Origin of the sequence: Peribacillus psychrosaccharolyticus ATCC 23296, from assembly GCF_000305495.1 — a bacterium.
GTDB classification, from domain to species: Bacteria; Bacillota; Bacilli; order Bacillales; family DSM-1321; genus Peribacillus; species Peribacillus psychrosaccharolyticus.
The window spans coordinates 23010-49642 of the sequence record NZ_AJTN02000183.1 but is presented as its reverse complement, the minus strand read 5'-3'; the positions used below and the strand labels follow the sequence as shown (position 1 = coordinate 49642).

The following is a 26633-nucleotide window of genomic DNA, read 5'->3' as shown; positions in this document are numbered from 1 at the left end:
CTGCTATTGCATCATTTGCTTCACTAATTCTTTATTCCGCTTCTTAAAGACTTCATTATGTGAAGAAACCATTCCTGCTTTAGTAGCGTCAGGCTGAATATATTGTTTTGCCTTATTTACAGCATTTGCGGCATCTTGAAAAGCACCTGCTATTAAATGTACTTTTCCTTCATGCATTAAAATATCACCAGCAGCATAAAGTCCATCAATCGAGGATTCACTAGTCGAGTTTCCTTTAATGTAATAATTATCTACACGGGTAATGCCTAGATCACTATTTTCAAGTAAGGTTGAATCATGCTCGTATCCATGATTAATAATGACTTCATCAATTGGTAAATATGAGACCTCACCTGTTTGATGATTCGTAAGCTCAACATGTTCGATTACTTCGTGGTTGGGACTTGCGATTAGTTTGGTAATAGACGTTTGGAATAGGCAGCTCGCAGAACTGTTCATTAATTTTGTTGCCTGTGCTTCATGACCTGCCAGAGCTTCTTTTCTATAGGTTACATACACTTTTTTAGCTATAGATTCTAATTCATTTGCCCAGTCAATTGCTGCATTTCCTCCACCAGAAATAATTACCGTTTTATCTTTAAATTGTTTTAAAGATTTCACCGTATAATTCAGGTTGGTAATCTCAAATCTCTCTGCCCCTTCGATTTCGAGCTTTTGAGGATTTAAGATTCCTCCGCCAATGGCCATAATGACCGTTTTCGAAAAATGCACTTGACCAGAAGCACTATGTAAAAGAAAGATTCCTTCTTCATCTTGTTCAATATTTATTATTTTTTCATTCAAAACCACTTCAGGATTAAAGGTCAACCCCTGTTCGATAAGCTGCTCAATCAGCTTGGCTCCAGGCATTGGTGTCAGCCCGCCTACATCCCAAATCATTTTCTCAGGATAGACATGGATTTTACCGCCTAAGTGAGGCTGATACTCAATAAGTTTTGTTTTCATCTCTCTAAGTCCACTATAAAAAGTCGAGTAAAGACCAGCCGGCCCTCCTCCGATCACGGTTACATCAAATAAATCGTGCTGTTTCATCCAGATTCACCCCTTAGTGAATTGTTACACCTGATTATCATTCTCAATTAAGCCTACTACGTTTTGATTATTTTTACAATAAAAAAACGAATTAACTAATAAAATATACCCATCTAAAATTAGTTAAAAATGCTCAAAGTAATTTTCTATTGATGCTGTACTGTGATTGGCTGTGATTCCGTATTTTTCCTCATCACTGGTAGATTACAGAACAAAAAAACCATGAGAATTTTTATCTTCTCACGATTTTTTATTTTTAAAACATTAAGAGATTCAACAGCAAAGCAACAGCCTTGAATCCAATATCATTTTACAAGCCCATGAGGGTCAATAACATACTTTCTTGCGGCACCTTGATCAAATTCTTGATAGCCCCTTGGAGCATCATCAATGGAAATAACTGTTGCATTCACTGCCTTTGCTATCTGTGCTCTTCCACTTAAAATAGCTGCCATCAAGTCCCGATGATACTTCATTACTGGTGTTTGTCCTGTGACAAATGTATGTGCCTTCGCCCAACCCAATCCTAGACGTACCTTCAACGTACCAATTTTCGCATCCTCATCAATGCCTCCTGGATCACCTGTTACATAAAGACCTGGAATACCCAGACGTCCGCCAGCACGTGTCACTTCCATGATTGAATTTAATACGGTCGCAGGTGCTTCTCCAGCATTCGAACCATGTCCAGATGCTTCGAAACCTACACAATCTACTGCGCAATCTACTTCTGGAACACCTAACAGTTGATCAATCTGTTCACCTAAATCTGGATGTTCACGAAGATTCACCGTTTCACATCCAAAGCTTCTAGCTTGCGCAAGTCGTTCACCGTTTAAGTCACCAACAATGACAACTGCAGCACCTAGTAACTGGGCGGAATGTGCGGCAGCTAATCCAACTGGGCCTGCACCAGCAATATAAACAGTTGACCCTGGCTTAACACCTGCACTTACGGCTCCATGATAGCCTGTAGGAAATATGTCAGATAGCATGGTTAAGTCTGTTATTTTTTCCATTGCTTGTTCCTTATCTGGGAATTTCAATAATTGAAAATCAGCATAAGGCACCATAACATATTCAGACTGTCCTCCTACCCATCCACCCATATCTACATAACCATAAGCTGAACCAGGACGGTCAGGATTAACATTTTCACAGATATGCGTGTCACGCTCCTTACAACTTCGGCAGCGTCCACATGCAATATTAAATGGGACAGATACCAGATCCCCTTTCTTAATGAATTCTACGTCACTTCCAACCTCAATCACTTCACCTGTAATTTCATGGCCGAGGACAAGGCCCGATGGAGCAGTTGTTCTCCCCCTCACCATATGTTGATCGCTGCCACAAATATTTGTTGTCACAACCTTCAAGACAACACCATGGTTGCATTTACGACCAACATTTAATGGATTAACTCCAGGACCATCTCTTAAAACTAAATCTGGATAACCAATATCAATTACCTCTACCTTACCTGGCTCCATGTACGCTACTGCTCTGTTACCTGCCATCTTAAAATCCCCCCTATTAATATAGTTCATACAACCTATTAATATGCAATTTCTATGCCAGTTATAAATCCCTAACCGATTGGTGGTAACAAAAAAGGTATTGCTCAAAATATGAACACTATTTGTCCTATTTCCGCACAATTAATATTTACATTATTTGAAAAAATCAGATATATATTATAATATTTATTTATACAGGTTTTTATAGCAGTAAATGAGGAGGGGTTAGATGTCATCCGTCAATCTTTCGGATCAAACAGAGTTAATCGACCAATCTTGGAAGCGCTGTCAAAACTTTGGGCTTTTATCCACTGGTCCTATTAATAATCTCTTATTAACGGGCAAGGATTTACAAGTGGTTTTAAAAGAGAATGAATTTTTGATAAAACAGACCGCCTCAATCTTAGAAAAACTCTACCCTGTCAATCATTCAAATGGGCATGTGACGGTTATTGTTGACCGCAACGGGACGATTATTCATAAAGTAGGGAAATTAGATATTGGCGATTCCCCTGACTACATGTCCATTGGGTCTAATTGGTCTGAAGAAATAAAGGGAACCAATGCAATAGGATTAGCGATATATGAAAAAAAGCCCATCTTTACCCACGCAGAACACCACTTCTTTGTTAAAAACCACTACCTTACATGTGCAGCAAGTCCCATCTATTCACCCACTGGAGAATTTATTGGTGCCATTAATATCAGTGCCAAAAAAGAGTTATATAACCCATTTATGATTTCATTAGTGAGCATTGCAGCTGAAGCAATACAGAACCGTCTTTTATTGACACATACAAATCATGAAAGCCTATTAGCGATAAAGGAAATTGAACTCACCGCAAATTTATGCACATTTCCACTTCTTTCACTGGATCATGAAAAAAAAATCATTCGAGCAAACCAAACTGCACGCCTCCTTTTTGGTGAAAATTGTATTGGGAATGAGTTTCATAATAAGCATGGTTATTCTGTCGATGTAATATCCGATCAAACTAATAAAACAGTTAGATCAGTAGTCTCTTTACATAAAACCAATAAAATGAAGCCTCAAGGTATTGCTCTTTATACAATTTCTGATATTATCGGTTCCTGTAAAAAAATAGAAAACGTAAAAAAAATCATTCAGAAAGCTGCCTTATCTACCTATCCCGTTATTATTTATGGTGAGAGTGGAACAGGTAAGGAATTAATTGCGCAATCACTGCATACAGCTGGTCCACGTTCCACAAAGCCCTTTATAGCAGTGAATTGTAGTGCTATTCCTGAAAGTTTAATCGAAAGTGAGCTATTTGGATACGAAGGAGGGGCTTTTACCGGTGCTAATCGGGAAGGGGTACCTGGGAAATTCGAGGCTGCACATGGTGGAACAATATTCCTTGATGAAATTGGTGATATGTCACTAAAGGCTCAATCTGCTTTACTGCGCGTTTTACAAGATAAAGTAGTGACTCGAATAGGCGCCTTATCAGGCAAATCTATCGATGTTAGAGTGCTTACGGCAACTAACAAAAATTTATTTGAGGAAGTTCATGCAGGACGGTTTAGAGAGGATTTATATTACCGTTTGAAAGGGCTGTTTATAACTCTTCCTCCTCTTCGCCAAAGAAGTGACATAATAGAGCTTACAGAACATTTACTATCAAGATTAGATAATCCATCCATTCGTTTATCTGAAGAAGCAAAGCAATTACTCCATTCTTACCATTGGCCTGGGAACATAAGGGAGCTCAATAGCGTACTAATGCAAGCATCTTTTTATACAGAAAATAATGAGATACAGGGATCCGATTTACAATTTGAACATGGATATGAACAAGAATCAAATAGTTTGGTCGTTGAACAACTAAAGCATAATTCACTTATTAACACAGAAATAGCTGCCATCGAACAAGTCCTACAGTCGGTTGAATGGAACATCAGCAAAGCAGCAACTATCTTAAAAATAAGCCGGAATACCCTATATAATAAGATTAATAAATATAGTTTGGTTAAATAGTACTCTCTTTTAACTAAGGTCATAAGTGAATAATAGGATTTCTCCACAACTGTGTATTCTTCGATATGGGTCCACTTCAAAATAAACAAAATCCGCTGTTCCAATAAAAACAGACAAATCCGCTAAGAATTTGTCTCTTTTCTGATTCAACGAATATTCTCAACCATAAATCCATACACAGCGCCGACCAAATTTGCGTTCTGACGGAAGTGACAGGCTGCTATCCGAGGTTTAATTCTGGCATCAGGTATACCGGTTAAAATGTCATTAAGTTTGTCATCAATCATTGTAATGAGTTCTTCTCGGGCACTAATTCCGCCGCCTATGAGAATAATTTCAGGGTCATACACATATTGCAGATTATAAATCCCTAGTGCCAGCAGATGATAAAATTCTTCTAGCGCTTGAATACAGTCTTGGTCGCCGGCTTCAGCCATGGTAAAGATTTGTTCACCTGTTAGAGAATCAGGCGCTGCTTTCTTTACTTCGGCTACACTTCTAATGAGAGCTGCCGTAGAAGCTCTTCGGCTCCAGGTGTCATTCCTGCCATTTTTACTGCTATCCAAAAGCATATAACCAAATTCACCACCATGGAGCTGAGAGCCTTTATGAAGTTTACCCTCCTTCATTATTGATCCACCGATTCCCGTACCAATAACGATAACCATAATGTCTTTTTTTCCTTGTGCTGCACCTTTCCAAATCTCCGCATACGCTGCGCAGTTGGCATCATTTTCGAGAAAAATTGGTTTTTTGATTTTTTCTTCTAACAATTCTTTAATATTTGGTCCATGAAGATATGGCAAAGCACTGGAGCCATAAATAATTCCATCATCTCCTACCGCTCCTGGAGAACTGACAGCTATTCCATCAGATTGTGGGTATTTTTGAGCTAAGTCGTCAATCAGGTCAAGGCATGCTGAAAGCTCTTTTGGCGCTGCTTCCCTGCCAGACTCCAAGATTACTGCATGTTCATTGACTAACCCATACTTAATAAACGTTCCTCCTATATCAATTGCTAAGAAAGTTTTCATGTATGCTCCCCATTTTCCGCTGATTTTGATAGATACGCTTCAAAATCTTCAAGTTATTTTCTATTAGTTTAGCGAAGAGAAGAGCCCATGGTTATTTAAATACATCTTCATCCTCAGCCAAAAAAGATTTGTTTTCAATAATCTCTTTGTACCAGTAAGCTGATTTTTTTAAGTTTCGATTTCGATTGTTTTCTAAATCAATTTCCACTAATCCATAACGATTTTTAAACGCATTCATTGGAGATACATTATCGGAAAAAGCCCATAGCATGTATCCCGTACAGTTGGCTCCTTCTTCGACCGCCTTAATCAGCCACTTAAGATGTTCTGCAATAAAATCGATTCGATAATCATCCTGTATGATTCCTTCTTCATTCTTAAACAGATGCTCATTTTCGACTCCCATGCCGTTTTCAGCAATGAACCATTCGATATTCCCATATTCATTTTTCATACGCATAGCCATATCAAACATGATTTTCGGATAGATTTCCCATCCTCGGTACGGATTCATTTTTTTACCTGGCAAATCGAATTTGGCATAGTAGTACTCTGGATGAAACGGCATAGCTTCGTTCCATGCCGTTGTACGGGCTTGAATGCGATGCGGATAATATAAGTTCAGCCCGACATACTCCACAGTATTGTCTTGAATAATCTGTAACTCTTCTTTTGAATATTCAAACGTTATATCATGTTTCGACATTAAGTCGAATAATTCCTGCGGATACTCCCCTTTTATTGATGGATCAAGAAATATTCGGTTGAAAAACAAGTCATACATCCTTGCTGCTTCCTGATCATGTGGTGCTGATGAGCGGGCATAAGTCACTTCCGGATTTAAAATAACCCCAATCTTTGCTCCATATTTTTCTTTAAGGCCCATTTCTTTAAACAGCTGGACAGCCTTTGCTGTTGCCAGCACTTTATGATGATTCCACTGCATCCATTTCTTTGTGTTCTGTTCATAAGGATAACGAAGTGCATCTAAATAGACTCGAGTTTGAATCACGATTGGTTCATTAAATGTAAACCAGTGCTTCACTCGGTCACCATACCGTTCAAAAACTTTTTTGGCATATGTACTAAACAACTCAACAACATGCTTCGAACCCCAGCCTCCATACTTTTCGAATAACGCTGCAGGCAGCTCGTAGTGCTCAAGACAAATCATTGGCTCTACACCATTTCTAAGAAGCTCATTAATCATGTCATCTATGTATGCTGCATATTCCTCGTCAACTACTCCCTCTTCATAATCCGTTAGAAAGCGTGACCAGTTGATGGACGTCCTAAAATGGGTTAAACCTATTTCCTTCATATATCCGATATCTTCCTTATACCGATTCTTAAAGTCAGTTGCTACTGCTGGACCATAACCTTTATGCCATACATTTTTATCGTTTTTATACCACATGTCTAAAAAAGAATCTTGATAGTCCTTCTTACCTGACCATCCTTCTGTCTGCCACGCTGAAACAGCAGCCCCTAAGATAAAGTCATCTGGTACGTTTATCGTTTTTGTTTGCATAATACCGCTCCTTCTTGGTTAAATAAATTGCTTTTTAAAACTGTTTACTTGAAACTAACTTACGATATTGTGTTGGTGTTAGACTAGTTAACTTTTTAAAGACTTCAACAAAATATTTATATTCTTGATAACCAACCTTGTCGGCTATTTCATTCACCCTCAATAGTGTCTCTTCTAATAGTATCTTTGCATTGCCAATTCGCAACTGGTTGATATATTCGTTAAAACTTCTTCCTGTTCCTTGCTTAAATAATGTACTGAAGTAGTTTGGAGAAATTTGAATATGTTCTGCAACCTCTTGAGCTGTAATTAATGAAGTATAATGTGTTTGAATATACTGTTCAGCTCTGTTTATCAGCCAATCACTGTTGTTGGATTGTTTAAAACCAAAATAACTGTACATCTTTGTTAAATTTTTGGTGAACAGTCTTTTTAATGAAACATTCGAGTTATACAGGCTTTCATCTATTTGTTCCTTTAATTGTTCATCCATCGCCTTGAATTTTCTATTAAACAGTTTTTCATAACGACTGAGGATATTCAGTAAAATATCAGTATACACCTGAATGGTTTGTTTCAAATCAGCTTGGTTTTCTGAAAGATAATAAAATATTTCGTCAATTTTACCTTCAATATTCTCATTCCCCTGATCTATGGCAGTCATTATTTGCTTGATCGATTGGCTGGAATCTATTCTTTTAACCGGTTGTTCTGCATTTTTCACGGTGATTACGTTTCCTTCACTTAACGGGAGATAACGAATACTCTCAATTAATTGTTCGTATGCTTTTCTTAAATGACTAATTTTCACTCCCCCATGGCTTAAAACGAAGAAGAGAGCTGGATGAAAGCTGAAATTTTGAAGAAACGAACGGAAATGGTCTAAAGAAATGGGATCTTTTTGGATAAGACAGGTTAGAAAAATGTTTTTGTTAGTATAAATTGATACAGCTTCATAACTGGTGGTTTTTAAACATAGTTCCATGGATTGTTTCCAAATTTCCTTATATAAAACCACTTCCTCCTTACTCATCTCTTCTATAGCAAGAATAGACGTATCGATTAGCGATAGAAAAGGAAAGATCACAATTTCCTCTGTCCCTATTTCACCTGAATGGTCCGTCTTCTCAAAACGCGTATCGAGAATCTGTTGGTAAATTGCATTTTCAAGTCTTGTTCTTTGTGAACTGATTTCTGAATTTCTCCGTACCTTTATTTTTTCTGTTGTTTTGGTAATCACTTGCAAAAGCTCATCTACCACGACAGGCTTCAAAAGATAATCCTGAACTCCTGATTGAAGCGCCTGTTTCGCATATGAAAACTCATCATACCCACTAATCATAATAATTGAGATATGGGGATGATTATCTTTAATCCACTCTGCTAGTTCAAGTCCATCTACAACAGGCATTTGGACATCCGTAATAAGGATATCAATATTTTGTAATTCTGTTATTTTTTCCATTGCTTCTGATCCATCGTAAGCTGAACCTGCTATTTTAATCCCATAATCCTTCCACGGTATGGTTAACGTAAGCCCTCGGCAAATAATCGGTTCATCATCGACAATAAGTAAATTATAGGTCATTCACATCACCCAGATTCTTTTCATGATCTACGATAACCTTTGGTATCTTAAGTCGTATCCATGTTCCTATTTCGCTGTCCAGCCTTTCCATCCCAAATCCTCGGCCAAATAGAAGGTTAAGCCGTTCAGTTAAATTCTTTAGTGCAAATCCTGTTTCATTTTCGGTTAGGTTCCTTGGAAAACCATCACCATTATCAATGACATCTACCCAGATTTCATCATCGTTTTGGTAGCAGCGTATTTGAATCTTTCCTTGTCCACGAAGATTTTTAAATCCATGCTGGATACTATTTTCTACCAATGGCTGTAAAAGCTGCTTGATTATATAAAAGCCTTTAACATTATCATCATAATAAATAGAGTAATGCAGTCTCCGTCCCATCCTGCTTTTCTGAAGCTCAAGATAATTCTGCACAAACATTAATTCCTCTTCAATTTGAACCCACATTTTGCCCATACTTAAATTCATTCGAAAATTTTTAGATAACCGTTCAATAAGCTGTCCCGTCTCCATCGCATTCTCAAGACGAGCAGTCCAGCGTATCATATCAAGGGTATTATAGAGAAAATGCGGATCAATCTGACTTTGTAAGGCTTTTAATTCCGATTCCTTTTGTTTAATCTTTAACTTGTATTCACGATTAATATATTGTTGGATTGAAATGGCTAAATGATTAAAGCGCATTCCTAATATTCCGATTTCATCCTGAGAACTAACTTGTACTCTAGCATTAAAATTTTGGCTTTCTAACAGTCTGGTCTGCTGAGTAAGCTCTGTTATTCTCTTAATATTCGAAAAATAAAACCCAATAAAAGCGATAATTCCAAGCATAATTAACACAATAAAGCTGAGTAGGAAAAGGCTGCGAATACTGTATAATCCGTCTGCTACCTTAGACTGATTCACCACTACCGCTGCATACCAATCTGTCCCCTCAATCTTCTTTTTAACGCCTAAGTAGGTTACACCGTCTTCATTATAATGAATAACTCTTTTCCTTGTCTCATTGGAAAACTGGACAATTTCTCGGTTAGGATACGGTTTACCAACAAGAGATGGATTTTCATGTAAAATGACATCCCCTGTGTTAGATATAACAAAATAAGTACCTGGCTGTGCATTAAACTTTTTTTCAATCATTTTAAACAGTTTAGTTGAGTCAAGTCGAATGGTCACCATCCCAATTGGCTCATTAATTTGATTGATATCGTTAATAACTCGTTTAAGACTGCTTACGTTCTTCACCCTCGACCAGCTGGTCGAAACTGAATAGGAGTTACTCCAATGTATAGCTCCTTTTTTAGCTGCTGCCTCTTCCTCTAACCATTTCTCGGTTCCCAGGATTGTGTTGCCAAATTCCAGTGTATCACCATCTTTCGCTTTCAGAGTAATCGAATCAATATAATCAAAACTCATTAATTGAAAGGTAAAATAGCCCTTAATTCCTTTAACAATTTGTGAATAATCCGCATGTTTTCGTTCTTCTGCTGACATAGTGAAGAACGACCGGAAATTATCATCGTAAATCATGAATGAAGATATATTTTCAATACTATAAATAATTGATTGCAAAGTCTGCTCATTGACTTCAATTCTGTCCATAGTATTATCTTCTACTTGCTGTTTAAAGGTATTTGTCGTTTGAAAATAGATTATGCAGCCAAATAACAAGGTAGGCAGTGTAATTAAAACAATAAAAACGGTGGCAAATTGTTTTTTTAATCCCCAGTTTTTAAACAAGCCATCAACCCTTATCTCTTTCTCTTTCTCTATCTTTATCTTATTTTATCCTTTTACAGCCCCTGCTGTCATTCCTTTCACAATTTCCTTTTCTAACAATAGATAAAAAATTAAAATTGGCAGCAGAGACATTGTCAAACCAGCCATCTGAGCCCCGTAATTAACGGTAAATTGTCCAGCAAAACTTGCAAGCCCCAGCGGGAGCGTCTGAAGAGCTGGATCATTAATTAAGACGAGTGCAAATGAGAATTCATTCCAATTATAGATAAAGTTTAATATTACAACTGTTGCAACGGCTGGACGAGACATAGGCAAGATAATGGACCAAAAAATCCTAAAGATTCCCGCACCGTCCATAACAGCTGACTCCTCAATATCCTTTGGAAACTGCTTCATAAAACTAGTCAGGATAAATATTGTCAACGGCAAATGAAAGGCTATATACGGAAACAGTAAGGTGATTGGACTGTTTAATAATCCGAGATCTCTAAGCAAAATAAACATAGGAACAAGGGTTGAATGAATGGGAATCAACATTCCAAATATGAAAAATGAATAAATACCTTTATTCATTTTAAACGTAAATCGAGAGAGAAAATAGGAAGCCAATGCCCCAATGAACACGGTAATGAGAGTTGCAACAATACAAATAAAAATACTATTTTTAAAAAGAATACCTAGATTAGCAGTATTCCATGCACTTATATAATTATCAATCACAAAATCTTTAGGAAAACCAAATTGATTAACGGTAAATTCTTTTTCTGATTTGAAGGAGTTAATTACCATCCAAAGGATGGGGTAAACATTTATGATGGCAAAAATACTGAGTGCAGCATAAATGGTTGATTTCTTCACCCATTTTTTTCGAATCGTTTTGTTTGATTGCCTACTAGGTTTTGGATCAGGCTTTAATATTATTTCCATGTTAAGCTCCTCTCTTTATATCATTTTTTTACCCATAGACTTCGTTACAATAAAAATTAACAGCAGACTAAAAAAGAAAATAACAACGGATACTGCACTTCCGTACCCATATTGTAGTTTGTTAAAGGTTTCATTGAACATATACAAAGCCATGACCTCAGTCGAATGGGCAGGGCCTCCATGAGTCATTACATAAATTAAATCAAATGTCCTTAGACTGCCTGATATACAAAGTATCACTGCAACAATAATCGTATCCCAGATCATAGGTATCGTAATTTTCCATGTTGTCACCCATTCCGAGGCTCCGTCGATTTTCGCCGCCTCAAGTACTTCTTCTGGAATGTTTTGCAAAGCCGCTAAAAAGATAATTAAATAGAGACCAACAAATTGCCAAATCACTGTAATACAAACAGCAATCATTGACCAGCTCGTATCACCAAGCCAGTTTTGTGTGAGACTCTCAAGTCCAACCGTTCTAAGTAATTCATTGATCAACCCATTTTTCGTATTATAAATCAGGCTCCAGGTTAATGAGATGACGACTGTTGAAAGAACAACTGGAAGAAAACCAATCGTTCGAAAAAACTTGGCGCCCTTTAATTTCCTGTTAAGCAGCAGGGCAATGACTAACGCAATGGGTATTTGACCAAGCACAGATGCAATGACCACAAACAAATTGTTTTTTGCTGACTTCCAAAATAACGGATCTTGAAACAGCATTTTGAAATTACTGAGTCCAACAAACTTCATCTCTGAAAATCCATTCCATTCCATCAATGAATAATAAAAGGATTGTAGGATTGGTACAATTGCAAATATTGTATATAACAATAGAGCAGGAAGAAGTCCAATGATTATGGCAAACTTTGATTTTTTGGCAAGGTGCATAATTCCCCTCCTATACATACAGGCTGCCGATTTTACCGGCAACCTGTGTAGTTCTTTTATTTATTTTTTTCGTACGCCTTCTGCATTTCTTCTGCCAGTTCTTTGGGTGTTTTTTCACCGAGAGTAATGGATTGGAGTCCGTTATTAATGACATCTGTTAACTCTGGAGTTAATGATGCATCATATACAGGAGCAATTCCCCCACCCTGAGCAAATTCGTTGGCCGATTTTAATATTCCCGGCACACTATCATCCATTTCTACTTGAACGGGGACAATAATATTGGCTTTCATCAATTTTTGATATAATTCATCATTGTAGAAATACTCGAGAAAAGTAAAGGCCGCCTCTTGTTTTTCCTTACTCAAGCTGCTATTTAATGCGATTCCGCCTCCAGCTGCTCCAGTCATTTTTCCAAGTTCTCCTTCTCCTCCAAAGTCAGGAAAAGGTGCCAACCCAATATTATCTGCATCTTCCACATCATTTAGAATCGGACCAATCGCCCAAGACCCGGCAACATGCATAGCTGTATTCCCGCTTATGAACATCGTTCTTGCTTGCGCTTCATCAATTGTATTTAAATCTTCATTAAATGCATTCAGCTTGGTTAACTCATCAATAACAGTCAGCGCTTTCACAAATCGCTCATCCGTAAAAGATTGTTTACCATTGAGGGTATCAGCTAAATACTCACTGCCGGTAATTCGGTCAGCAATCATCGAAATATAAACAGATTGCAAGGGCCAGATGGCTTTATTCCCGAGAGCAATCGGTGTAATATCCTTATCTGTTAAACTTGCAATCAACTTTTTCCAGTCTTCATATGTTGTCGGGAAGGTGTCGTATCCCGCTTCAGCTAAAAGCTCTTTATTGTAAAAAATCAAACTAGTTTCACTTATGTTAGCGGGAATTGCATATTGTTCTCCATCCACTGCATAATCCTTTAAGATTCCTTCAGGGATTTTATCTTTCCATTTATCCATAATTGGATTTAGTGACAATAATGCATCTCCTTCTACTAAAGGAGTAATTCTTGTGCCTGGCCAAACCCTGAACATATCCGGCAGTTGTTTGCCAGCAGCCTGTGTCCTCAACTTTGTTTCATATTGATCATGCGGAATACTTTCAATTTTAACCTCAATATCTTTATTTTCTTTATTGAAGTTAGCAATAATGTCTCTATAAACTGTATTTTCCGGCCGCTCTTCCGTCCAATCATTCCAGACTGTCAATTCAATCTCACTGCTTCCTGAAGTTTTCTCATCACTACTACAGGCAGCTAACCCAAAGAGCAAAAACACACCTAAAACCATCATCCCAACTTTCTTCACATGCATTCCCTCCTTTTATTAAGCGCTTACAATTTTATTTTACCTATCTTACTCATTTTTAACTATCCGGTAAAACTATTAAAATATCCGATAATTTACAATGAAAGCTTTTCTCGCATTCTATTTTTTTACGCGTTAAAGTGAAATTTTTTTATGCCTGATTTATTTACTTTGTTATAAAAAAAACTTCCCTAAAATCAGTTGAATTTTGGTACAATATTCTTGATATAAATACCAAATATTGGTTTTAATTTTCTCCTTACTCCCCTTCACTCACCATGTTCTCATCTCCTGTTCGCTCTTTTTTACACTTAAAACCCGTTTATTATTAAAAGGCTGTATCAGCCATGGAGGAAAAATATGAAACAGCTATTAGCTATGGTTATTGTTTTTGTTTTTGTCTTGGCGGGTGCAGAGGCTGTTACTGCTGCTGGTAAACGGTATGTGGTGATAACTGGAACTGTTCAGCAAACGATTGAGAGTAAGGAAAGTGCCTTAAAGCTTGCTAAAAAAAGCGGGGGCCAAGTTTATGAGGATAAGATCATTCAGATTGCTGGACAACAGGTTGGGTGGGGAGTCACGACCATTAAGGCAAAAAAAGCTTGGAATCTAAATTATAACGGTAAGGGTGTAAAGATTGGCATCATTGATACAGGTGTGGATACGACTCATAAGGATTTAAGAATTGCTGGTGGTAAATCATTTATTGAAGGTATAACTAGTTATCGTGATAATAATGGTCATGGCACACATGTTGCTGGAATAATTGGTGCATTGGACAACAAGTTCGGCATGATTGGGGTAGCACCTAAATCAGAACTCTATGCGTTAAAAGCATTAAACAAGGATGGCACTGGTTATGTTTCAGATGTCATCGACGCCATAAATTGGTGCATCGATAATAAGATGGACATTATTAACTTAAGCATGGGAATTAATGAGGATATTTTCTATCTTAAGGAAGCTGTAGACAGAGCAGCTGCTGCTGGGATTGTTGTTGTCGCCGCCGCAGGCAATGAAGGGAAGATTAATGTAAGTTACCCTGCCCGTTACCCAAGCGTAATAGGTACCGGAGCATTAAAAACCAGCACTTCCTTAGCCACTTTCTCAAATAGAGGAAGTGGAATAACGGTCACTGCTCCAGGCTATAAAATCTATAGCACGTTACCCGGTGGATTTGGTACATATAGCGGGACATCTATGGCTGCCCCATTTGTTACAGGTACACTCGCGCTTTATAAACAAGCTACCGGATTATCCGGTAAAAAGCTTGCAGCAAAATTAACTGCCTCTTCAATTGACTTGGGTACTAAAGGGAAAGACAGCACGTTTGGCTACGGCCGCATTCAGGCTCCAACTAAAAAACTGTCTCAATCACCTCCAAGCGATGAAGTGAATGGAAGAAAAGCTGTTGAATCAGCAGAGAGTTATGTTCCAAAACTTAGAAACTTATATAACGTGAAGAAGGAAGGAATGTATTATTATTTCCCAGAACCAAATTCGCCGACCCAAGAAAAAGCCTATAAAGAATACACACATGCAGCTTCGATAGTAAAGAAAGTGAAAAACAGGAAAGTAAGAGCAGAGTTAACGAAGAAACTAATTGAAGTAAATAATCATTTCAGGAGGATTAATACCTATAAACAAGCTTTCGATTATGCGCAAAAACTTGAGTATTACCAAGCATTAGTTGAAGATGATTGGCGCAATGCGGCGATAACAAATGAAACCATTCGAAATTTTGCTGTCCTTAAAGAACTCCTAAACAAAAAAGAACCATTCGCCGAAGCCTATGGTCCTAGTAATCGAACTGCATTTTACGAGTGGTATTATAAACCAGCTGAAGACTTGTATACCTTAATCCATGATGACTTAATGAAGGAAAGCTATTAAAATATAAGCAACAAAAAAGAACGTGCCCAGTGCACGTTCTTTTGAATAGACATTTGTTAGTCCAGGTCGTCTTGTTTCTTCACAAACAAATCATCGGTTACTTTTTCCTCAAGTTGATTCTTCAAAGCCAGACCTGCAGCCTTTCCATCACTTGGTGATCCATCTGCAAAGTACATTGGGAAAAGAGAGAAGAACATAACATAAAATGAGAAATAAATAAACTGATACCATACTACGGAGCCCTCGATAATATCCTGATAAATCAAGCTATATACAAGCAGCATGCTAATTAGATTAAATAAAGATCCACCTATATAAATCATCATGTTTGTGAAGCGATTATCATGCTTTAAATTTTTAAATTCACACGATCCATTCCAAAAGTAATACTTTCTAACTTCAATAGTCAAAAACGAGAAAAGTTTCTTTCCACATCCAATATAGATTTTCTTTTCTGTACCTCCGAAAATTGAAACAAAGAAAATATGACCGCTTAAGTGAATAAGCGTAATGAAAGGCATAATTAGAAAAAAGGACAACAAGAATTTCACAATATCCGCTAGTCCAAACATGGATATCACCCTCCTTACTAGTGCTATAAAGTGTCCTTAAATGAAGGATGATACTCTGATACCCCTAATCGTCCTGCTATAACTAGTAATTATTATCAGTTCTAACGAATTAATGTATATAAGAAAAAGCCGATCTAATGAAAGATCGACCTTTTTAAAATTAATTAGCAGCATCCACCGTAGCCGCCGCCGTAACCGCCGCCATAGCCTCCGCCACCGCCATAACCTCCGCCGCCTACAAAGCTAGCTCCTACAATAATGAGCAGGATAAACAAAACGACGATAAAAGCAAAACCTCCACCAAATCCAACACCTTCATGGCCACCTGACATATTGGTACATCTCCTTTTTTTGAAGGAGTACTTACATGGGTAATAGCAGTCTATGCACAGTTTAGGCAAGTGACACTCATTTAAGAAACTTATTTTTTCATCTATCAAAAACCTTGTTCATAAACTGTTCAAGAATTTGTTGATTATTATTCATTGTTTTTATATTTTATCCAGCCAAGCGTAAATGCCTTAAAAACCCTTATCCAAGCAGGTATTACACCCTAGTATAAGGGATAATATTGAATTTTTTGATAATAATAACAGAGATTTACATGTTTTTTTAAAGGTGCTTAAGAGTTAGGTGATTTTGTTCTTCACAACTTAGACAAATTGTAGACAAAAATTGGATTTTCTTTCTTTTCTTTATATTGCTTTTTTGTGTCATAAGGTGCAAAATAAAGACATATTAAAGATTGTGAAATAATTCACATATATCACGAATAACTGAATGGAGGAATTTTCGTATGAAACAAAGAAATGTTAATCGCGTTGCTCTTATAGGTGCTGGATCTGTCGGTAGTAGTTATGCATTCGCCCTCTTAAATCAATCTATTACTGAAGAATTAGTCATTATTGATTTAAATGAAAATAAAGCAATGGGTGATGCCATGGATTTAAATCATGGAAAAGTATTTGCCCCAAATCCAACAAAAACTTGGTATGGCACCTATTCAGATTGTAAAGATGCAGATATTGTCTGTATTTGTGCAGGAGCTAACCAAAAACCAGGGGAAACGCGTTTAGACCTTGTTGAAAAAAATCTAAGAATTTTCAAAGGAATTGTGGAAGAAATTATGGCGAGTGGTTTTGACGGGATTTTCTTAATAGCTACAAATCCAGTCGACATCTTAACATATGCTACTTGGAAGTTCAGCGGTCTGCCAAAAGAACGTATAATCGGCAGTGGTACGATCCTAGATACGGGCCGTTTCCGTTTCTTGCTCGGAGAATATTTCGATATTGCTCCTGCTAACGTTCATGCTTATATTATTGGGGAACATGGTGACACAGAACTACCCGTTTGGAGCCATGCCGATATCGGGGGTATTTCAATTACCGAATTGATTAAGAGAAATCCAGAGTATACGATGAAAGATTTGGATGAGCTATTTATAAATGTGCGCGATGCAGCCTATCAAATTATTGAGAAAAAAGGCGCAACCTTTTATGGGATTGCCATGGGTCTGGCCCGAATTACAAAGGCCATTTTAAATAATGAAAACAGTGTTCTCACCGTTAGTACTTATCTCGATGGAGAATATGGAACAGAAGATGTATATATGGGGGTTCCAGCTGTAGTCAATCGTAATGGAATAAGAGAAATTGTTGAATTAACGCTAAATGAACAAGAACGCCAACAATTTAAACATAGTGCGAATGTATTAAAGGAAATCTTGGCTCCAAATTTCAAAGAACAATAAAAAGAAAAATAAGGAGAAAAAAATACCTAGGTGTTTTTTCTCCTTTTTTACATTAGTTAGTAAATATTTCTTGATTACTAGTTCCTGCTTTGGGACCAACATGTTTGTATTCCGGTTTAAAAACAGAGGTTTTAATTGGACAAGCAATCTGCCTTTGGGTGTTTCCGTTTCCATCGGGAACATCCACAATCATACCGCGTTCCTTAAGTTGTGGATGTTCAACTGCTTCAGTAAATGTCAGCACTGGCTCTACACAGGCCTCATATTCAGCAAATATTTCTTGCCATTCCGCAAAGGTTTTATCCAAAAATGCCTCCTTTACCGCTTGTTTAAATGCTCGACTGCTTTCATCATCATTTTGCATACTAATCCCGGCTAAATCTTCCCTGCCGATGGCCTTACATAAAGCCTTACGGAATGGAGGTTCTAGACTTCCGACAGAGAAATAACGCCCATCTTTTGTTTGATAATAATCATAAAAGGACCCGCCGTTTAATAGCAATTCTTCTGGTTTAAGCTCCAAACCTTTTTGTAAATTCAGAGGGGCTGAAAGTGCATTTAATGAGAAACTACAATCGGTCATACTAATATCAATCGATTGTCCTTCTCCAGTACGTTCTCGGTAAATGACTGCAGATAAAATCCCAATGACCGCGTGCAGTGAACCACCAGCAAGATCGGCAATTTGTGTTCCATTTTTGGCAGGTCCATCTTCTTTTGTCCCAGAATAACTTGATAAACCTGCAATAGATAAATAATTAATATCATGTCCTGGACGATATTTGTATGGACCTGTCTGGCCAAATCCCGTCAGTGAGCAGTAAATCAGCTGAGGATTCACTTTTTTTAATTCTTCGTACCCCAAGCCTAAACGTTCCATTACACCTGGACGGAATTGTTCAAGCACAATATCATATTCTTTCACAATATTTTTAACTGCCTCTATCGACGCCTCTTGTTTCAAGTCAAGAGTGATTGATCTCTTTGAGCGGTTAAGGTATTGATCCATAGATTGGGTTCCCCCGTCTGTTGGTCTTTCCACTCTCAGAACATCTGCTCCTAAATCAGCCAGCATTAAAGTTGCAAAGGGACCGGGTAAAAGGGTTGAAAAATCAAGTACTTTTAAATTTGATAATAAGATCAACTGCTGCACACCATCCTTTTCCTTCTTAACTGCATATAGGCTTTTTAGGGTAAAAGCCCCGCTTCCTTTATTAATACTCTATTTTTCAGAGAAACCCTTTATTTACTTGTAAACGCCTTCATTTTGTTTATACAGTCAAAGGAATTCTGGTAAATTACGGTTTATAACGCTAGTGTCTATACTTCTGCCTATGCAATAACTTACATATATTGTTATTTTAAAGAGCGTTTTTTGAACGAATACTGAAAAAAGTTGCTTTCATTGTTGTCAACTGCGACAATTAAAGGGAACGATCAATAAAGTAAAAGAATGCGTAGGTGACTATTATGATTGAAATTAAAACTTCTACACTTAGCGACGGAGAATTTAATAGAGGGGTTTTTGCACAACGTGATATAAAAAAAGGTGAAATCCTGCACGAGGCACCCGTTATTGCTTATCCAAATGCTGAACATGAACACATCGAAAAAACACTGCTTGCAGATTATGCATTCGAATATGGTATAAACCATACAGCGATCCTTTTAGGATATGGTATGCTGTTTAATCACTCATACACACCTAATGCCACGTATGACATTAATTTTGATAATCATACTTTTGATTTCAGAGCATACACAGATATTAAAGCTGGTGAAGAGATAACGATTAACTATAACGGCGAAGTGGATGACAATGAACCGCTTTGGTTTAATAAAGACAAAGAATAGTATGCAGTGGAGCCCTTCAAGGGTTCCATTTTTGTTTGAATAATAAAAAAGAGAGAGCATCTCTGCTCTCTCACGTTTCATTATTCAGCGTCAAAAACAACGACTTTTTCCATTTTGTCGCCTTGTTTCATGTTTTTAGCTGTTTCAAGACCAGAAGTAACCTGACCGAAGACAGTATGAACACCATTAAGATGCGGCTGCGGTTCGTGAACGATAAAGAATTGACTTGAGCCTGTATCTTTACCCGCATGAGCCATAGAAAGGCTTCCCGCAAGATGTTTATGCGGATTTCCTGCTGTTTCACATTTAATTGTAGTACCGCTTCCACCTGCACCTGTACCTGTTGGGTCTCCACCTTGGCTTACAAAGCCAGGGATAATCCGGTGAAAGACAACACCGTTATAGAAGCCTGTGTTAGCTAAATTTTCAAAGTTAGCTACCGTGTTTGGTGCTTCATTCGGGAATAGATCAAACTCAATCTTCTCACCATTCTCCATTTGTATGTATCCTTTTTTCGCCATTAAAAAACATCTCCTTTTTAATCAGTAAACTCTATTATAGATAGAAAGGGCAGAAAGTGCTATTCTTTCGTATTTCTCTATCTTCTTTCCCCCTGATAAAAAGGGATTAGCCCATAACACTCTTTTCGAATGCAGCAGAAACTTTTTCAAATTCCTCATCTGTTTCAATATCTGTTAACTGACCATCTTCTTCTACTTTGAAAAAGAAAATATCAATGTCTTCCTCAGTTTCACGTTCAATATCATCAACGATTCCTGCAGCGATGTACTCAACGCCTTCAACATCTAACTTTCCAAGTGCCTCAATTTCTTGTTCTACATCATTTTCATCAATTAATGTAAAGATATCGCCTATTTCAATTCTTTCCATATCTCATTCTCCTCTTTTTAGTTAATATAATACCTTATCTTTCCATTATTCAAACAATTTCATACGACTTAAAAGCAGATTAATAAAAAAATAACTGCCAAACACACGGTACCCACTTTTTAATAAATCATACGAACGTGAAGGAATCTTTGAACTTCTTTAAAGTGTACCTCATCATCATACCAACACAAGCAAATATTGCAAGAGTCAAGTCATACCTGCCACTACTAAAAGAAACGAGATCCCTAATTGGAATCTCGTCTACATTCATATGATGGGACATGCAGGAGTCGAACCTGCGACCTGATGATTAAGAGTCAACTGCTCTACCAACTAAGCTAATGTCCCTTGCTACAAGCAATAAGTCTATACCTCTTAAAAAGAATTTTCAATAGATAAGCTTACAATTTGGAAAACTTTTGTACTATTTTCTAAAAATATCTTACTGAAAATTACCCTATACCCAGATAAGTTCTCCCCTAGTTCGTTATCAATGGGAGCGGTGCTTGCATTCCACGCTTATTTCAAACCAAAGAGTCGTTTAATCAATGGCATCTGTAAAAATCAGAAAGGCTGTCGAGGAGTTACTCGACAGCCGAGAAGACTCCTAGGGAGCCTCCTCTTTCCTTCCAGCAGCATCCTTTACCATCTATGAGCCTTAGCATTACTTCTAAGGATCATGGTTTGCTGTGATTCTTGGGTGTGCCCATTCACTTGAGATTTAGAACGCTTAGGTCTTGTCCAATTATGGTGAAACTGCTGCGAATGTGGATCTAACTGTTCACGGTAGCTCATTCCATATCACCTCATTGTTAGAATCGGATACGCTGGAACGATATTCAAAAAGAATATCAAATATAGTATTCGATAGCAGCTAAGATAACATACTTGATTTTCACAAAAAAATAAGCTGAATGCAGATGCAGTCAGCTCTTTCTTCGATGTGAGATTACTCTTTATTAAGATTATAAAACACTTTATCAACATTGTACTTTGCTCTACGCATATTGATAATATAGGTTTCGTAAATTTCACGTTCCATCGGATCTTCAACCACAAGGATTTCAATCTTAGTCACGTCTTTTCGGTGAAGTTTGATTGGTGATACATTATCCTCAAAGTGTTTCTTAACGCGTTGTCTTAGTTTTCTTGCTTTACCAACGAAAAGAAGCTCATCTTCATCATTATAAAACATGATAATGCCGCCCTTATCCCTTGGAATTAAATGGAAATCAATGAAACCAAAAATTGATGGAATGACTGCTTCGTCACCTTCAATGACTTGTGTTCGCTGAGTAATCGTTATATCTGATGCTGGGATGTCAATTTTTATCATTTTAGTTCACTTCCTCTGTATGGGTAAAGGTAAATGTTATCATAGTTGATGGATTAAGTGCAAGCACCCCGCGGTTCACTAAGTTCACACAAACCTTAAATGATGGGGTCCATCTATGTTATTTAGGGAAACTTTTGCTACAATATAGAAAGATGTTAACCATTCAGGAGGAAAAACAATGACTACATACGCAGCAGTTTACTATTATGAAGCAAGACCAAATAAAGAAGAAGACTATACAGTTCATGTCTTTTTTCCCGATTTACAAGCAGCTGGACTACCAGCAATCACGATGGGAGACAATCGGGATGATGCCAAAGAAGCAGCTGAGGATTTTCTAGCTATTTCTTTGGATATGGCCGCTGACGAAGAAAAGACGCTTCCTGAACCTACCCCCATCGAAAAGATTGTGTTAGCAGACTTTATTGAGAGTGAAGAAATTAAAGCCTTTCGAATTGAATTAGATTACGTGTCTGTATAAACGCGTTCTATTAACAACAACCTTCCCTCATCAGCCTATTGATGGGGGATTTACCCTTCACTTAGTTGGTTCTTTCCTTTGCTTTTTGACTCATATAATAATTGATCTGCCCTAGTAACTAATTTTTCATAAGGAGTTTTTTTGGTATCTGTCATGCCTGCTGAAAGCTTAATGTCTGCATGATGACATTTTTTCATAATTTCATCGATAAACGGTTTTGATTGATCCGTATTTTTATTATAAAAAACAATACTGAATTCATCTCCACCTATTCGAAAACCATACGCATCCCAAGGGATTGTTTCATGAATAATACTACTGAAGGTTCTAATTAACTGATCACCTGTCTCATGACCTAATTGATCATTAATCTGTTTTAAGGAATCTAAATCCATGATGGCAATCGAATGATCCCCATCCTGCTTAGGAAGATCATCGTATACTTTATCCCAGAATCTTCTATTGTATAAGCCTGTCATGGGATCTTTCGCATTTATGATTTGCAAATCAATCGCATATGCTAGAAAAGAAGCAAGTTTCTCTAAGATACTAATCGTTTTATCGTCAAACATATTAGGTTGTTCATCAAACACACAGAATGTCCCAAATACAGTGCCATCACCTAAAAGGATAGGCACTCCTGCATATGAACATAGATTAAGCCTTTTCACCTTTTCCCTTCTGTCGTCTTGGACAGCATTCTCTATATCAGATACTACGGTTGGTTTCTTATTTTTATAAACCTGATGGCAATACGTTTTTTCAATAGGTACCATCATTCCTTCTGTGAATACATCATGATTCATTACCTTCAGTGATTGAAACGTACGTTCATTAATATAACTGATTAGAAAAGGCTTCTCACCTATTACGAGGTTGGCAACATCTAATAGTTCGCCCATTACCTTAGAGAACGTTCGCTCATCTGTTATCGGTGGCACAAGCATGATCTAAACCCCCTTGTCATCCTAGAACCATTATATCATTCTCTTTTTCTATATAAAGGGAATGCCTATAGGAGAATGGTTTCGAAATAAATTCAGTTGTGATACTTTAGAAATAACAATAGAGTAGATTGGAGGAAAGATCATGAACATTATTTTTCGCTTTTTAATAAGCGGTTTCATTCTTCTCATCATTGATTGGCTGCTTGACTCGATATCTATTGCCTCATATGGAACTGCTTTACTTGCTGTTTTCATACTTAGCATTGTGAATTTACTCGTAAAACCCTTGCTCCATCTTATTTCTTTGCCCATCACGATTTTAACATTTGGATTGTTTTCCTTTGTGATTAACGCACTTACCTTCTATATAACGGCTTCCTTTATTGATGGGTTTGTCATATCCTCATTTTGGGGTGCACTTATTGGTTCAATCTTGTTAGGATTTACGCAAGGCCTGCTTACAAAAAAAGAGTAACACACATTTACTTATCTGTTTTCAGAAAAAGGAAGGGTTAACTTGTCATACTTCAAGGGTATTCTTATAGCATTAGCCGTCGTAATAGGTGGTATTACATCTTATTACGGGTTTTCAGCTGACGAAGAAACACCAATAGAAAGCACGAATCTGAACGAACCTTATTCCGTGTCACGTGCCAATACAACTCAAAATTAAACTACACAAACCATTACAGGGTATATTGTTGGTCAACCGGTATCAGAGTCTGCTGTCGTAACGAATCATTATCCTAATAATTATGCATTAGCACTGGCTGACACTGATAATGAAACCAATCCAGCTAATATGATTTACGTTCAGGTTCCGCCTGACAGCAGAGCCGAATTTGGGCTGAAATCGAATCCAAACTTAAAAGGTTCTCGTATTATGGTTACGGGAACGCTCACTGCTTATTTTTCCCACACTGGTTTGACGAATGCAGCTGCTATGAAGAAACGAATAACTTCTCCTCCTATTCAAGAAAATGACCCAGTACTTACCCCCTATTATAAGGACGCTTTTGGAAAAACCGGTAAGGACTTAAAAAGCTCACTTCATAACATCATTGATGACCATAACATGCTGACCTACTCAGAAGTTTGGCAGGCACTCAAGTTTACGGATCAAGACCCGCATAATCAAGACCATGTTATCCTATTTTATTCAGGTAAATCAGTTGAGAAAAGGGCGAATGGTGCCGAAGACACTAATTGGAACAGAGAACATATTTGGGCCAAGTCTCATGGGAATTTTGGAACGTCTAATGGACCAGGAACCGATCTTCACCACCTGCGTCCAACCGATGTTTCGATTAATAAGTCCCGAGGCAATCTTGACTTTGATATGGGTGGTTCCCCGAATCCTGAAGCCCCAGATAACTATTTCGATTATGATTCATGGGAGCCAAGGGACTCCGTAAAGGGGGACGTTGCAAGAATGCTGTTTTATATGGCTGTTCGTTATGAAGGAGATAACGGGGAAGTAGATTTAGAACTAAATAACAAAGTCCGGAATGGTTCTGCACCCTTTATGGGCAGACTGTCTGTACTTCTTGCTTGGAACAAAGCCGATCCTGTTGATGAATTTGAAAGAGAACGGAACGAACGAATCCATTCCCGCTATCAACATAACCGGAATCCTTTCATAGACCATCCCGAATGGGCTGAAGCAATCTGGGAATACAAGAAATAGATTAGTCCCTTTGATAACCCTACTTCCATTCATTACCCATCATAATTATGGAAGTACAGTTACTTAAAGGTGCTCGCTTTACAAACGATATTTTACAGGCTATCATTACTTATATTAATTTCGAATATTGTAAAAAATGGAGACATGTAATCCAGGTATTAATAACTCTATTACATCCATGATACTACGGAAGAAAAGGTGAAGAACACATGCAGAATACTAAAGAAGATCCTCAACTACAAAGGGGGCTTGAAGAACGGCATATTACACTAATGTCGCTCGGTGCTGCCATAGGCGTTGGCCTGTTTCTCGGATCCGCTTCTGCAATTAAGCTTGCTGGACCAGGAATTATCGTTTCTTATGCCCTTGGCGGATTTATCATTTATTTGGTCATGAGAGCATTAGGAGAAATGGCCATAAAAAATCCCGTAGCAGGTTCTTTCAGTCGATATGCACGAGATTACATAGGTCCATTTGCGGGTTATATCACAGGATGGAATTATTGGTTTTTATGGATTGTTACCTGTATGGCAGAGATTACAGCTGTAGGTATCTATATGCAGTTTTGGTTTCCAGATACAGCACAATGGGCTTGGGCTCTTGCTGCCTTACTTATTATGACAACCGTTAATTTTCTTTCTGTCAAAGCATATGGAGAATTAGAATACTGGTTCGCCTTAATTAAGATTATTACCATCGTCTTAATGATTATCGTAGGCTTCGGTATGATCTTCTTTGGTCTTGGTAATGGTGGAGACGCAATTGGATTTGCTAATCTCTTTGAACATGGTGGTTTCTTACCTAATGGTGTTTCAGGTATTATTATGTCTTTCCAAATGGTTATGTTTGCTTATTTGGGAATTGAAATGCTTGGAGTGACTGCAGGAGAAGTAAAAAATCCTGAAAAAAACTTAAAACGAGCAATTAATACCGTCTTTTATCGTATTATGATTTTTTACGTTCTCTCTCTAACTGTTATCCTATCGATTTATCCATGGGATGCTATAACGGGACAAAATAGTCCATTTGTTTTAACCTTTGAAAAAATAGGGATTCCAGGTGCTGCTGGCATTGTTCAATTCGTTGTTTTAACTGCTGCACTATCGTCATGCAACAGCGGGATCTTCAGCACTGCTAGAATGTTGTTCAATTTAGCCCAGCAAGGAGAGTCACCGAAACAATTTCAGCGTACCACTAAGTCTGGTGTACCAGGTACAGCGATCATTGTCTCAGCAGTCGTTCTGTTGTTCGGTGTTTATTTAAATTATATCGTTTCAGATAAAGTGTTTGGCTATGTCACTAGTGTTGCAACTTTTGGAGCCCTTTGGACATGGGGCACGATTCTCATCACACAGTTGAAATCGCGTAAGGTTATGAGTAGACAAGAATTGAACAAGCTGCAATTCAAAATGCCGCTATTTCCCTTGACCTCTTACTTAGCACTTGCATTCTTACTGTTCGTAACAGTTGTACTAGCTTTTTCTCCTGTCACACGGGTTGCCTTAATTGTAGGTCCGCTCTGGCTTGGATTTTTGACTATTGTTTATTATGCGACCGGCCTTCACAAACGTAATCAGTAAAGAAAAACCCGCTTCAGCAGAGAA

General features: G+C 37.6%; 25 protein-coding genes, 1 tRNA gene and 1 pseudogene. 9 read left to right on the top strand and 18 right to left on the bottom strand.

The features are described 5' to 3' along the window. Positions 1 to 3 precede the first annotated feature (3 nt). Positions 4 to 1053 carry an NAD(P)/FAD-dependent oxidoreductase gene (locus WYK_RS09870; RefSeq protein ID WP_040374330.1) on the bottom strand — a complete coding sequence of 350 codons (1050 nt, stop codon included), beginning with the start codon at positions 1051 to 1053 and terminating at the stop codon, positions 4 to 6. 305 nt (positions 1054 to 1358) lie between these two features. Then, a complete protein-coding gene (gene fdhA, locus WYK_RS09865) occupies positions 1359 to 2573 on the bottom strand; it encodes a formaldehyde dehydrogenase, glutathione-independent (protein ID WP_040374329.1) in 1215 nt (404 codons plus the stop codon). Positions 2574 to 2802: 229 nt separating this feature from the next. Between fdhA and WYK_RS09860 the strand changes: the two genes are divergently transcribed. Next, positions 2803 to 4572: a sigma-54-dependent Fis family transcriptional regulator gene (locus WYK_RS09860; RefSeq protein WP_040374328.1), complete on the top strand. Its 1770-nt coding sequence runs from the start codon at positions 2803 to 2805 to the stop codon at positions 4570 to 4572. Between the two features lie 146 nt (positions 4573 to 4718). Here the strand turns inward: WYK_RS09860 and WYK_RS09855 are convergent, their stop codons facing one another. The 7 genes from WYK_RS09855 to WYK_RS09825 form a co-directional block, all read right to left on the bottom strand. Beyond that, the gene (locus tag WYK_RS09855) at positions 4719 to 5606 is read right to left on the bottom strand and encodes an ROK family protein (RefSeq protein WP_040374327.1); all 888 of its coding nucleotides are present in this window, start codon (positions 5604 to 5606) and stop codon (positions 4719 to 4721) included. Between the two features lie 91 nt (positions 5607 to 5697). Continuing rightward, positions 5698 to 7137, bottom strand: coding sequence for a glycoside hydrolase family 1 protein (locus WYK_RS09850; protein ID WP_040374326.1), 1440 nt, complete (start codon positions 7135 to 7137; stop codon positions 5698 to 5700). A gap of 34 nt (positions 7138 to 7171) precedes the next feature. Beyond that, positions 7172 to 8725 carry a response regulator transcription factor gene (locus tag WYK_RS09845; protein ID WP_040374325.1) on the bottom strand — a complete coding sequence of 518 codons (1554 nt, stop codon included), beginning with the start codon at positions 8723 to 8725 and terminating at the stop codon, positions 7172 to 7174. Then, positions 8715 to 10466 (bottom strand): cache domain-containing sensor histidine kinase, encoded by a 1752-nt coding sequence (locus WYK_RS09840; protein WP_051387419.1) that lies wholly within the window; start codon positions 10464 to 10466, stop codon positions 8715 to 8717. The genes WYK_RS09845 and WYK_RS09840 overlap by 11 nt, the downstream gene beginning before the upstream one ends. A gap of 45 nt (positions 10467 to 10511) precedes the next feature. Continuing rightward, positions 10512 to 11393: a carbohydrate ABC transporter permease gene (locus WYK_RS09835; RefSeq protein ID WP_040374324.1), complete on the bottom strand. Its 882-nt coding sequence runs from the start codon at positions 11391 to 11393 to the stop codon at positions 10512 to 10514. A gap of 15 nt (positions 11394 to 11408) precedes the next feature. Next, positions 11409 to 12284, bottom strand: a complete 876-nt coding sequence (locus WYK_RS09830; RefSeq protein ID WP_040374323.1) for a carbohydrate ABC transporter permease — start codon at positions 12282 to 12284, stop codon at positions 11409 to 11411. 56 nt (positions 12285 to 12340) lie between these two features. Then, complete coding sequence (locus tag WYK_RS09825) at positions 12341 to 13621, bottom strand: extracellular solute-binding protein (protein WP_235782479.1); 1281 nt, start codon at positions 13619 to 13621, stop codon at positions 12341 to 12343. 354 nt (positions 13622 to 13975) lie between these two features. Here WYK_RS09825 and WYK_RS23295 point away from each other — a divergent pair, with 354 nt between their 5' ends. After that, a complete protein-coding gene (locus tag WYK_RS23295) occupies positions 13976 to 15508 on the top strand; it encodes a S8 family serine peptidase (protein WP_051387418.1) in 1533 nt (510 codons plus the stop codon). Between the two features lie 56 nt (positions 15509 to 15564). Here WYK_RS23295 and WYK_RS09815 read toward each other — a convergent pair whose 3' ends face one another. Both WYK_RS09815 and WYK_RS26315 read right to left on the bottom strand, forming a co-directional pair. Further along, on the bottom strand, positions 15565 to 16080 hold the full coding sequence (locus tag WYK_RS09815) for a hypothetical protein (protein ID WP_040374321.1): 516 nt from the start codon (positions 16078 to 16080) through the stop codon (positions 15565 to 15567). A 230-nt stretch (positions 16081 to 16310) separates the two neighbouring features. Continuing rightward, a pseudogene (locus WYK_RS26315) lies at positions 16311 to 16412 on the bottom strand (YjcZ family sporulation protein); the annotation flags it as partial. A gap of 464 nt (positions 16413 to 16876) precedes the next feature. Here WYK_RS26315 and WYK_RS09810 point away from each other — a divergent pair. Beyond that, positions 16877 to 17833 (top strand): L-lactate dehydrogenase, encoded by a 957-nt coding sequence (locus WYK_RS09810; protein ID WP_040374320.1) that lies wholly within the window; start codon positions 16877 to 16879, stop codon positions 17831 to 17833. Between the two features lie 52 nt (positions 17834 to 17885). Here the strand turns inward: WYK_RS09810 and WYK_RS09805 are convergent, their stop codons facing one another. Continuing rightward, positions 17886 to 18986 (bottom strand): CaiB/BaiF CoA transferase family protein, encoded by a 1101-nt coding sequence (locus WYK_RS09805; RefSeq protein WP_235782478.1) that lies wholly within the window; start codon positions 18984 to 18986, stop codon positions 17886 to 17888. A gap of 317 nt (positions 18987 to 19303) precedes the next feature. Here WYK_RS09805 and WYK_RS09800 point away from each other — a divergent pair, with 317 nt between their 5' ends. After that, positions 19304 to 19687 (top strand): SET domain-containing protein, encoded by a 384-nt coding sequence (locus WYK_RS09800; RefSeq protein ID WP_040374319.1) that lies wholly within the window; start codon positions 19304 to 19306, stop codon positions 19685 to 19687. Positions 19688 to 19767: 80 nt separating this feature from the next. Here the strand turns inward: WYK_RS09800 and WYK_RS09795 are convergent, their stop codons facing one another. The 5 genes from WYK_RS09795 to WYK_RS09780 all read right to left on the bottom strand — a co-directional run bounded on the left by WYK_RS09795 (position 19768) and on the right by WYK_RS09780 (position 21914). Further along, positions 19768 to 20208: a peptidylprolyl isomerase gene (locus WYK_RS09795; RefSeq protein WP_040374318.1), complete on the bottom strand. Its 441-nt coding sequence runs from the start codon at positions 20206 to 20208 to the stop codon at positions 19768 to 19770. Between the two features lie 106 nt (positions 20209 to 20314). Then, positions 20315 to 20578, bottom strand: a complete 264-nt coding sequence (locus WYK_RS09790) for a DUF1292 domain-containing protein (RefSeq protein ID WP_040374317.1) — start codon at positions 20576 to 20578, stop codon at positions 20315 to 20317. Between the two features lie 275 nt (positions 20579 to 20853). Further along, a tRNA-Lys gene (locus WYK_RS09785) sits at positions 20854 to 20926 on the bottom strand. Between the two features lie 294 nt (positions 20927 to 21220). Then, positions 21221 to 21373, bottom strand: coding sequence for a YpzG family protein (locus WYK_RS23935; RefSeq protein WP_081704844.1), 153 nt, complete (start codon positions 21371 to 21373; stop codon positions 21221 to 21223). A gap of 154 nt (positions 21374 to 21527) precedes the next feature. After that, the gene (locus WYK_RS09780; RefSeq protein ID WP_040374316.1) at positions 21528 to 21914 is read right to left on the bottom strand and encodes a nucleotide excision repair endonuclease; all 387 of its coding nucleotides are present in this window, start codon (positions 21912 to 21914) and stop codon (positions 21528 to 21530) included. Positions 21915 to 22092: 178 nt separating this feature from the next. On the opposite strand from WYK_RS09780, the gene WYK_RS09775 reads away from it, so the two are divergent. Then, on the top strand, positions 22093 to 22395 hold the full coding sequence (locus WYK_RS09775) for a type II toxin-antitoxin system HicB family antitoxin (RefSeq protein WP_040374315.1): 303 nt from the start codon (positions 22093 to 22095) through the stop codon (positions 22393 to 22395). Positions 22396 to 22445: 50 nt separating this feature from the next. Here WYK_RS09775 and WYK_RS09770 read toward each other — a convergent pair whose 3' ends face one another. Continuing rightward, positions 22446 to 23342 carry a sensor domain-containing diguanylate cyclase gene (locus tag WYK_RS09770; protein WP_040374314.1) on the bottom strand — a complete coding sequence of 299 codons (897 nt, stop codon included), beginning with the start codon at positions 23340 to 23342 and terminating at the stop codon, positions 22446 to 22448. A gap of 142 nt (positions 23343 to 23484) precedes the next feature. Here WYK_RS09770 and WYK_RS09765 point away from each other — a divergent pair, with 142 nt between their 5' ends. The 4 genes from WYK_RS09765 to WYK_RS09755 all read left to right on the top strand — a co-directional run bounded on the left by WYK_RS09765 (position 23485) and on the right by WYK_RS09755 (position 26609). Beyond that, complete coding sequence (locus tag WYK_RS09765) at positions 23485 to 23817, top strand: phage holin family protein (protein ID WP_040374313.1); 333 nt, start codon at positions 23485 to 23487, stop codon at positions 23815 to 23817. 42 nt (positions 23818 to 23859) lie between these two features. Continuing rightward, positions 23860 to 24015 carry a hypothetical protein gene (locus tag WYK_RS25270; protein ID WP_201647605.1) on the top strand — a complete coding sequence of 52 codons (156 nt, stop codon included), beginning with the start codon at positions 23860 to 23862 and terminating at the stop codon, positions 24013 to 24015. Positions 24016 to 24027: 12 nt separating this feature from the next. Continuing rightward, complete coding sequence (locus tag WYK_RS25265; protein WP_268870055.1) at positions 24028 to 25029, top strand: endonuclease; 1002 nt, start codon at positions 24028 to 24030, stop codon at positions 25027 to 25029. A gap of 209 nt (positions 25030 to 25238) precedes the next feature. Beyond that, on the top strand, positions 25239 to 26609 hold the full coding sequence (locus tag WYK_RS09755) for an amino acid permease (protein ID WP_040374312.1): 1371 nt from the start codon (positions 25239 to 25241) through the stop codon (positions 26607 to 26609). Positions 26610 to 26633: the final 24 nt, after the last annotated feature.

Excerpts from the sequence above, each read along its gene's own strand:
- WYK_RS09870 (WP_040374330.1), bottom strand. The coding sequence starts at position 1,053 with ATGAAACAGCACGATTTATTTGATGTAACCGTGATCGGAGGAGGGCCG.
- fdhA (WP_040374329.1), bottom strand. The coding sequence starts at position 2,573 with ATGGCAGGTAACAGAGCAGTAGCGTACATGGAGCCAGGTAAGGTAGAG.
- WYK_RS09860 (WP_040374328.1), top strand. The coding sequence starts at position 2,803 with ATGTCATCCGTCAATCTTTCGGATCAAACAGAGTTAATCGACCAATCT.
- WYK_RS09855 (WP_040374327.1), bottom strand. The coding sequence starts at position 5,606 with ATGAAAACTTTCTTAGCAATTGATATAGGAGGAACGTTTATTAAGTAT.
- WYK_RS09850 (WP_040374326.1), bottom strand. The coding sequence starts at position 7,137 with ATGCAAACAAAAACGATAAACGTACCAGATGACTTTATCTTAGGGGCT.
- WYK_RS09845 (WP_040374325.1), bottom strand. The coding sequence starts at position 8,725 with ATGACCTATAATTTACTTATTGTCGATGATGAACCGATTATTTGCCGA.
- WYK_RS09835 (WP_040374324.1), bottom strand. The coding sequence starts at position 11,393 with ATGGAAATAATATTAAAGCCTGATCCAAAACCTAGTAGGCAATCAAAC.
- WYK_RS09830 (WP_040374323.1), bottom strand. The coding sequence starts at position 12,284 with ATGCACCTTGCCAAAAAATCAAAGTTTGCCATAATCATTGGACTTCTT.
- WYK_RS09825 (WP_235782479.1), bottom strand. The coding sequence starts at position 13,621 with ATGCATGTGAAGAAAGTTGGGATGATGGTTTTAGGTGTGTTTTTGCTC.
- WYK_RS23295 (WP_051387418.1), top strand. The coding sequence starts at position 13,976 with ATGAAACAGCTATTAGCTATGGTTATTGTTTTTGTTTTTGTCTTGGCG.
- WYK_RS09815 (WP_040374321.1), bottom strand. The coding sequence starts at position 16,080 with ATGTTTGGACTAGCGGATATTGTGAAATTCTTGTTGTCCTTTTTTCTA.
- WYK_RS09810 (WP_040374320.1), top strand. The coding sequence starts at position 16,877 with ATGAAACAAAGAAATGTTAATCGCGTTGCTCTTATAGGTGCTGGATCT.
- WYK_RS09800 (WP_040374319.1), top strand. The coding sequence starts at position 19,304 with ATGATTGAAATTAAAACTTCTACACTTAGCGACGGAGAATTTAATAGA.
- WYK_RS09795 (WP_040374318.1), bottom strand. The coding sequence starts at position 20,208 with ATGGCGAAAAAAGGATACATACAAATGGAGAATGGTGAGAAGATTGAG.
- WYK_RS09790 (WP_040374317.1), bottom strand. The coding sequence starts at position 20,578 with ATGGAAAGAATTGAAATAGGCGATATCTTTACATTAATTGATGAAAAT.
- WYK_RS23935 (WP_081704844.1), bottom strand. The coding sequence starts at position 21,373 with ATGAGCTACCGTGAACAGTTAGATCCACATTCGCAGCAGTTTCACCAT.
- WYK_RS09780 (WP_040374316.1), bottom strand. The coding sequence starts at position 21,914 with ATGATAAAAATTGACATCCCAGCATCAGATATAACGATTACTCAGCGA.
- WYK_RS09775 (WP_040374315.1), top strand. The coding sequence starts at position 22,093 with ATGACTACATACGCAGCAGTTTACTATTATGAAGCAAGACCAAATAAA.
- WYK_RS09770 (WP_040374314.1), bottom strand. The coding sequence starts at position 23,342 with ATGCTTGTGCCACCGATAACAGATGAGCGAACGTTCTCTAAGGTAATG.
- WYK_RS09765 (WP_040374313.1), top strand. The coding sequence starts at position 23,485 with ATGAACATTATTTTTCGCTTTTTAATAAGCGGTTTCATTCTTCTCATC.
- WYK_RS09755 (WP_040374312.1), top strand. The coding sequence starts at position 25,239 with ATGCAGAATACTAAAGAAGATCCTCAACTACAAAGGGGGCTTGAAGAA.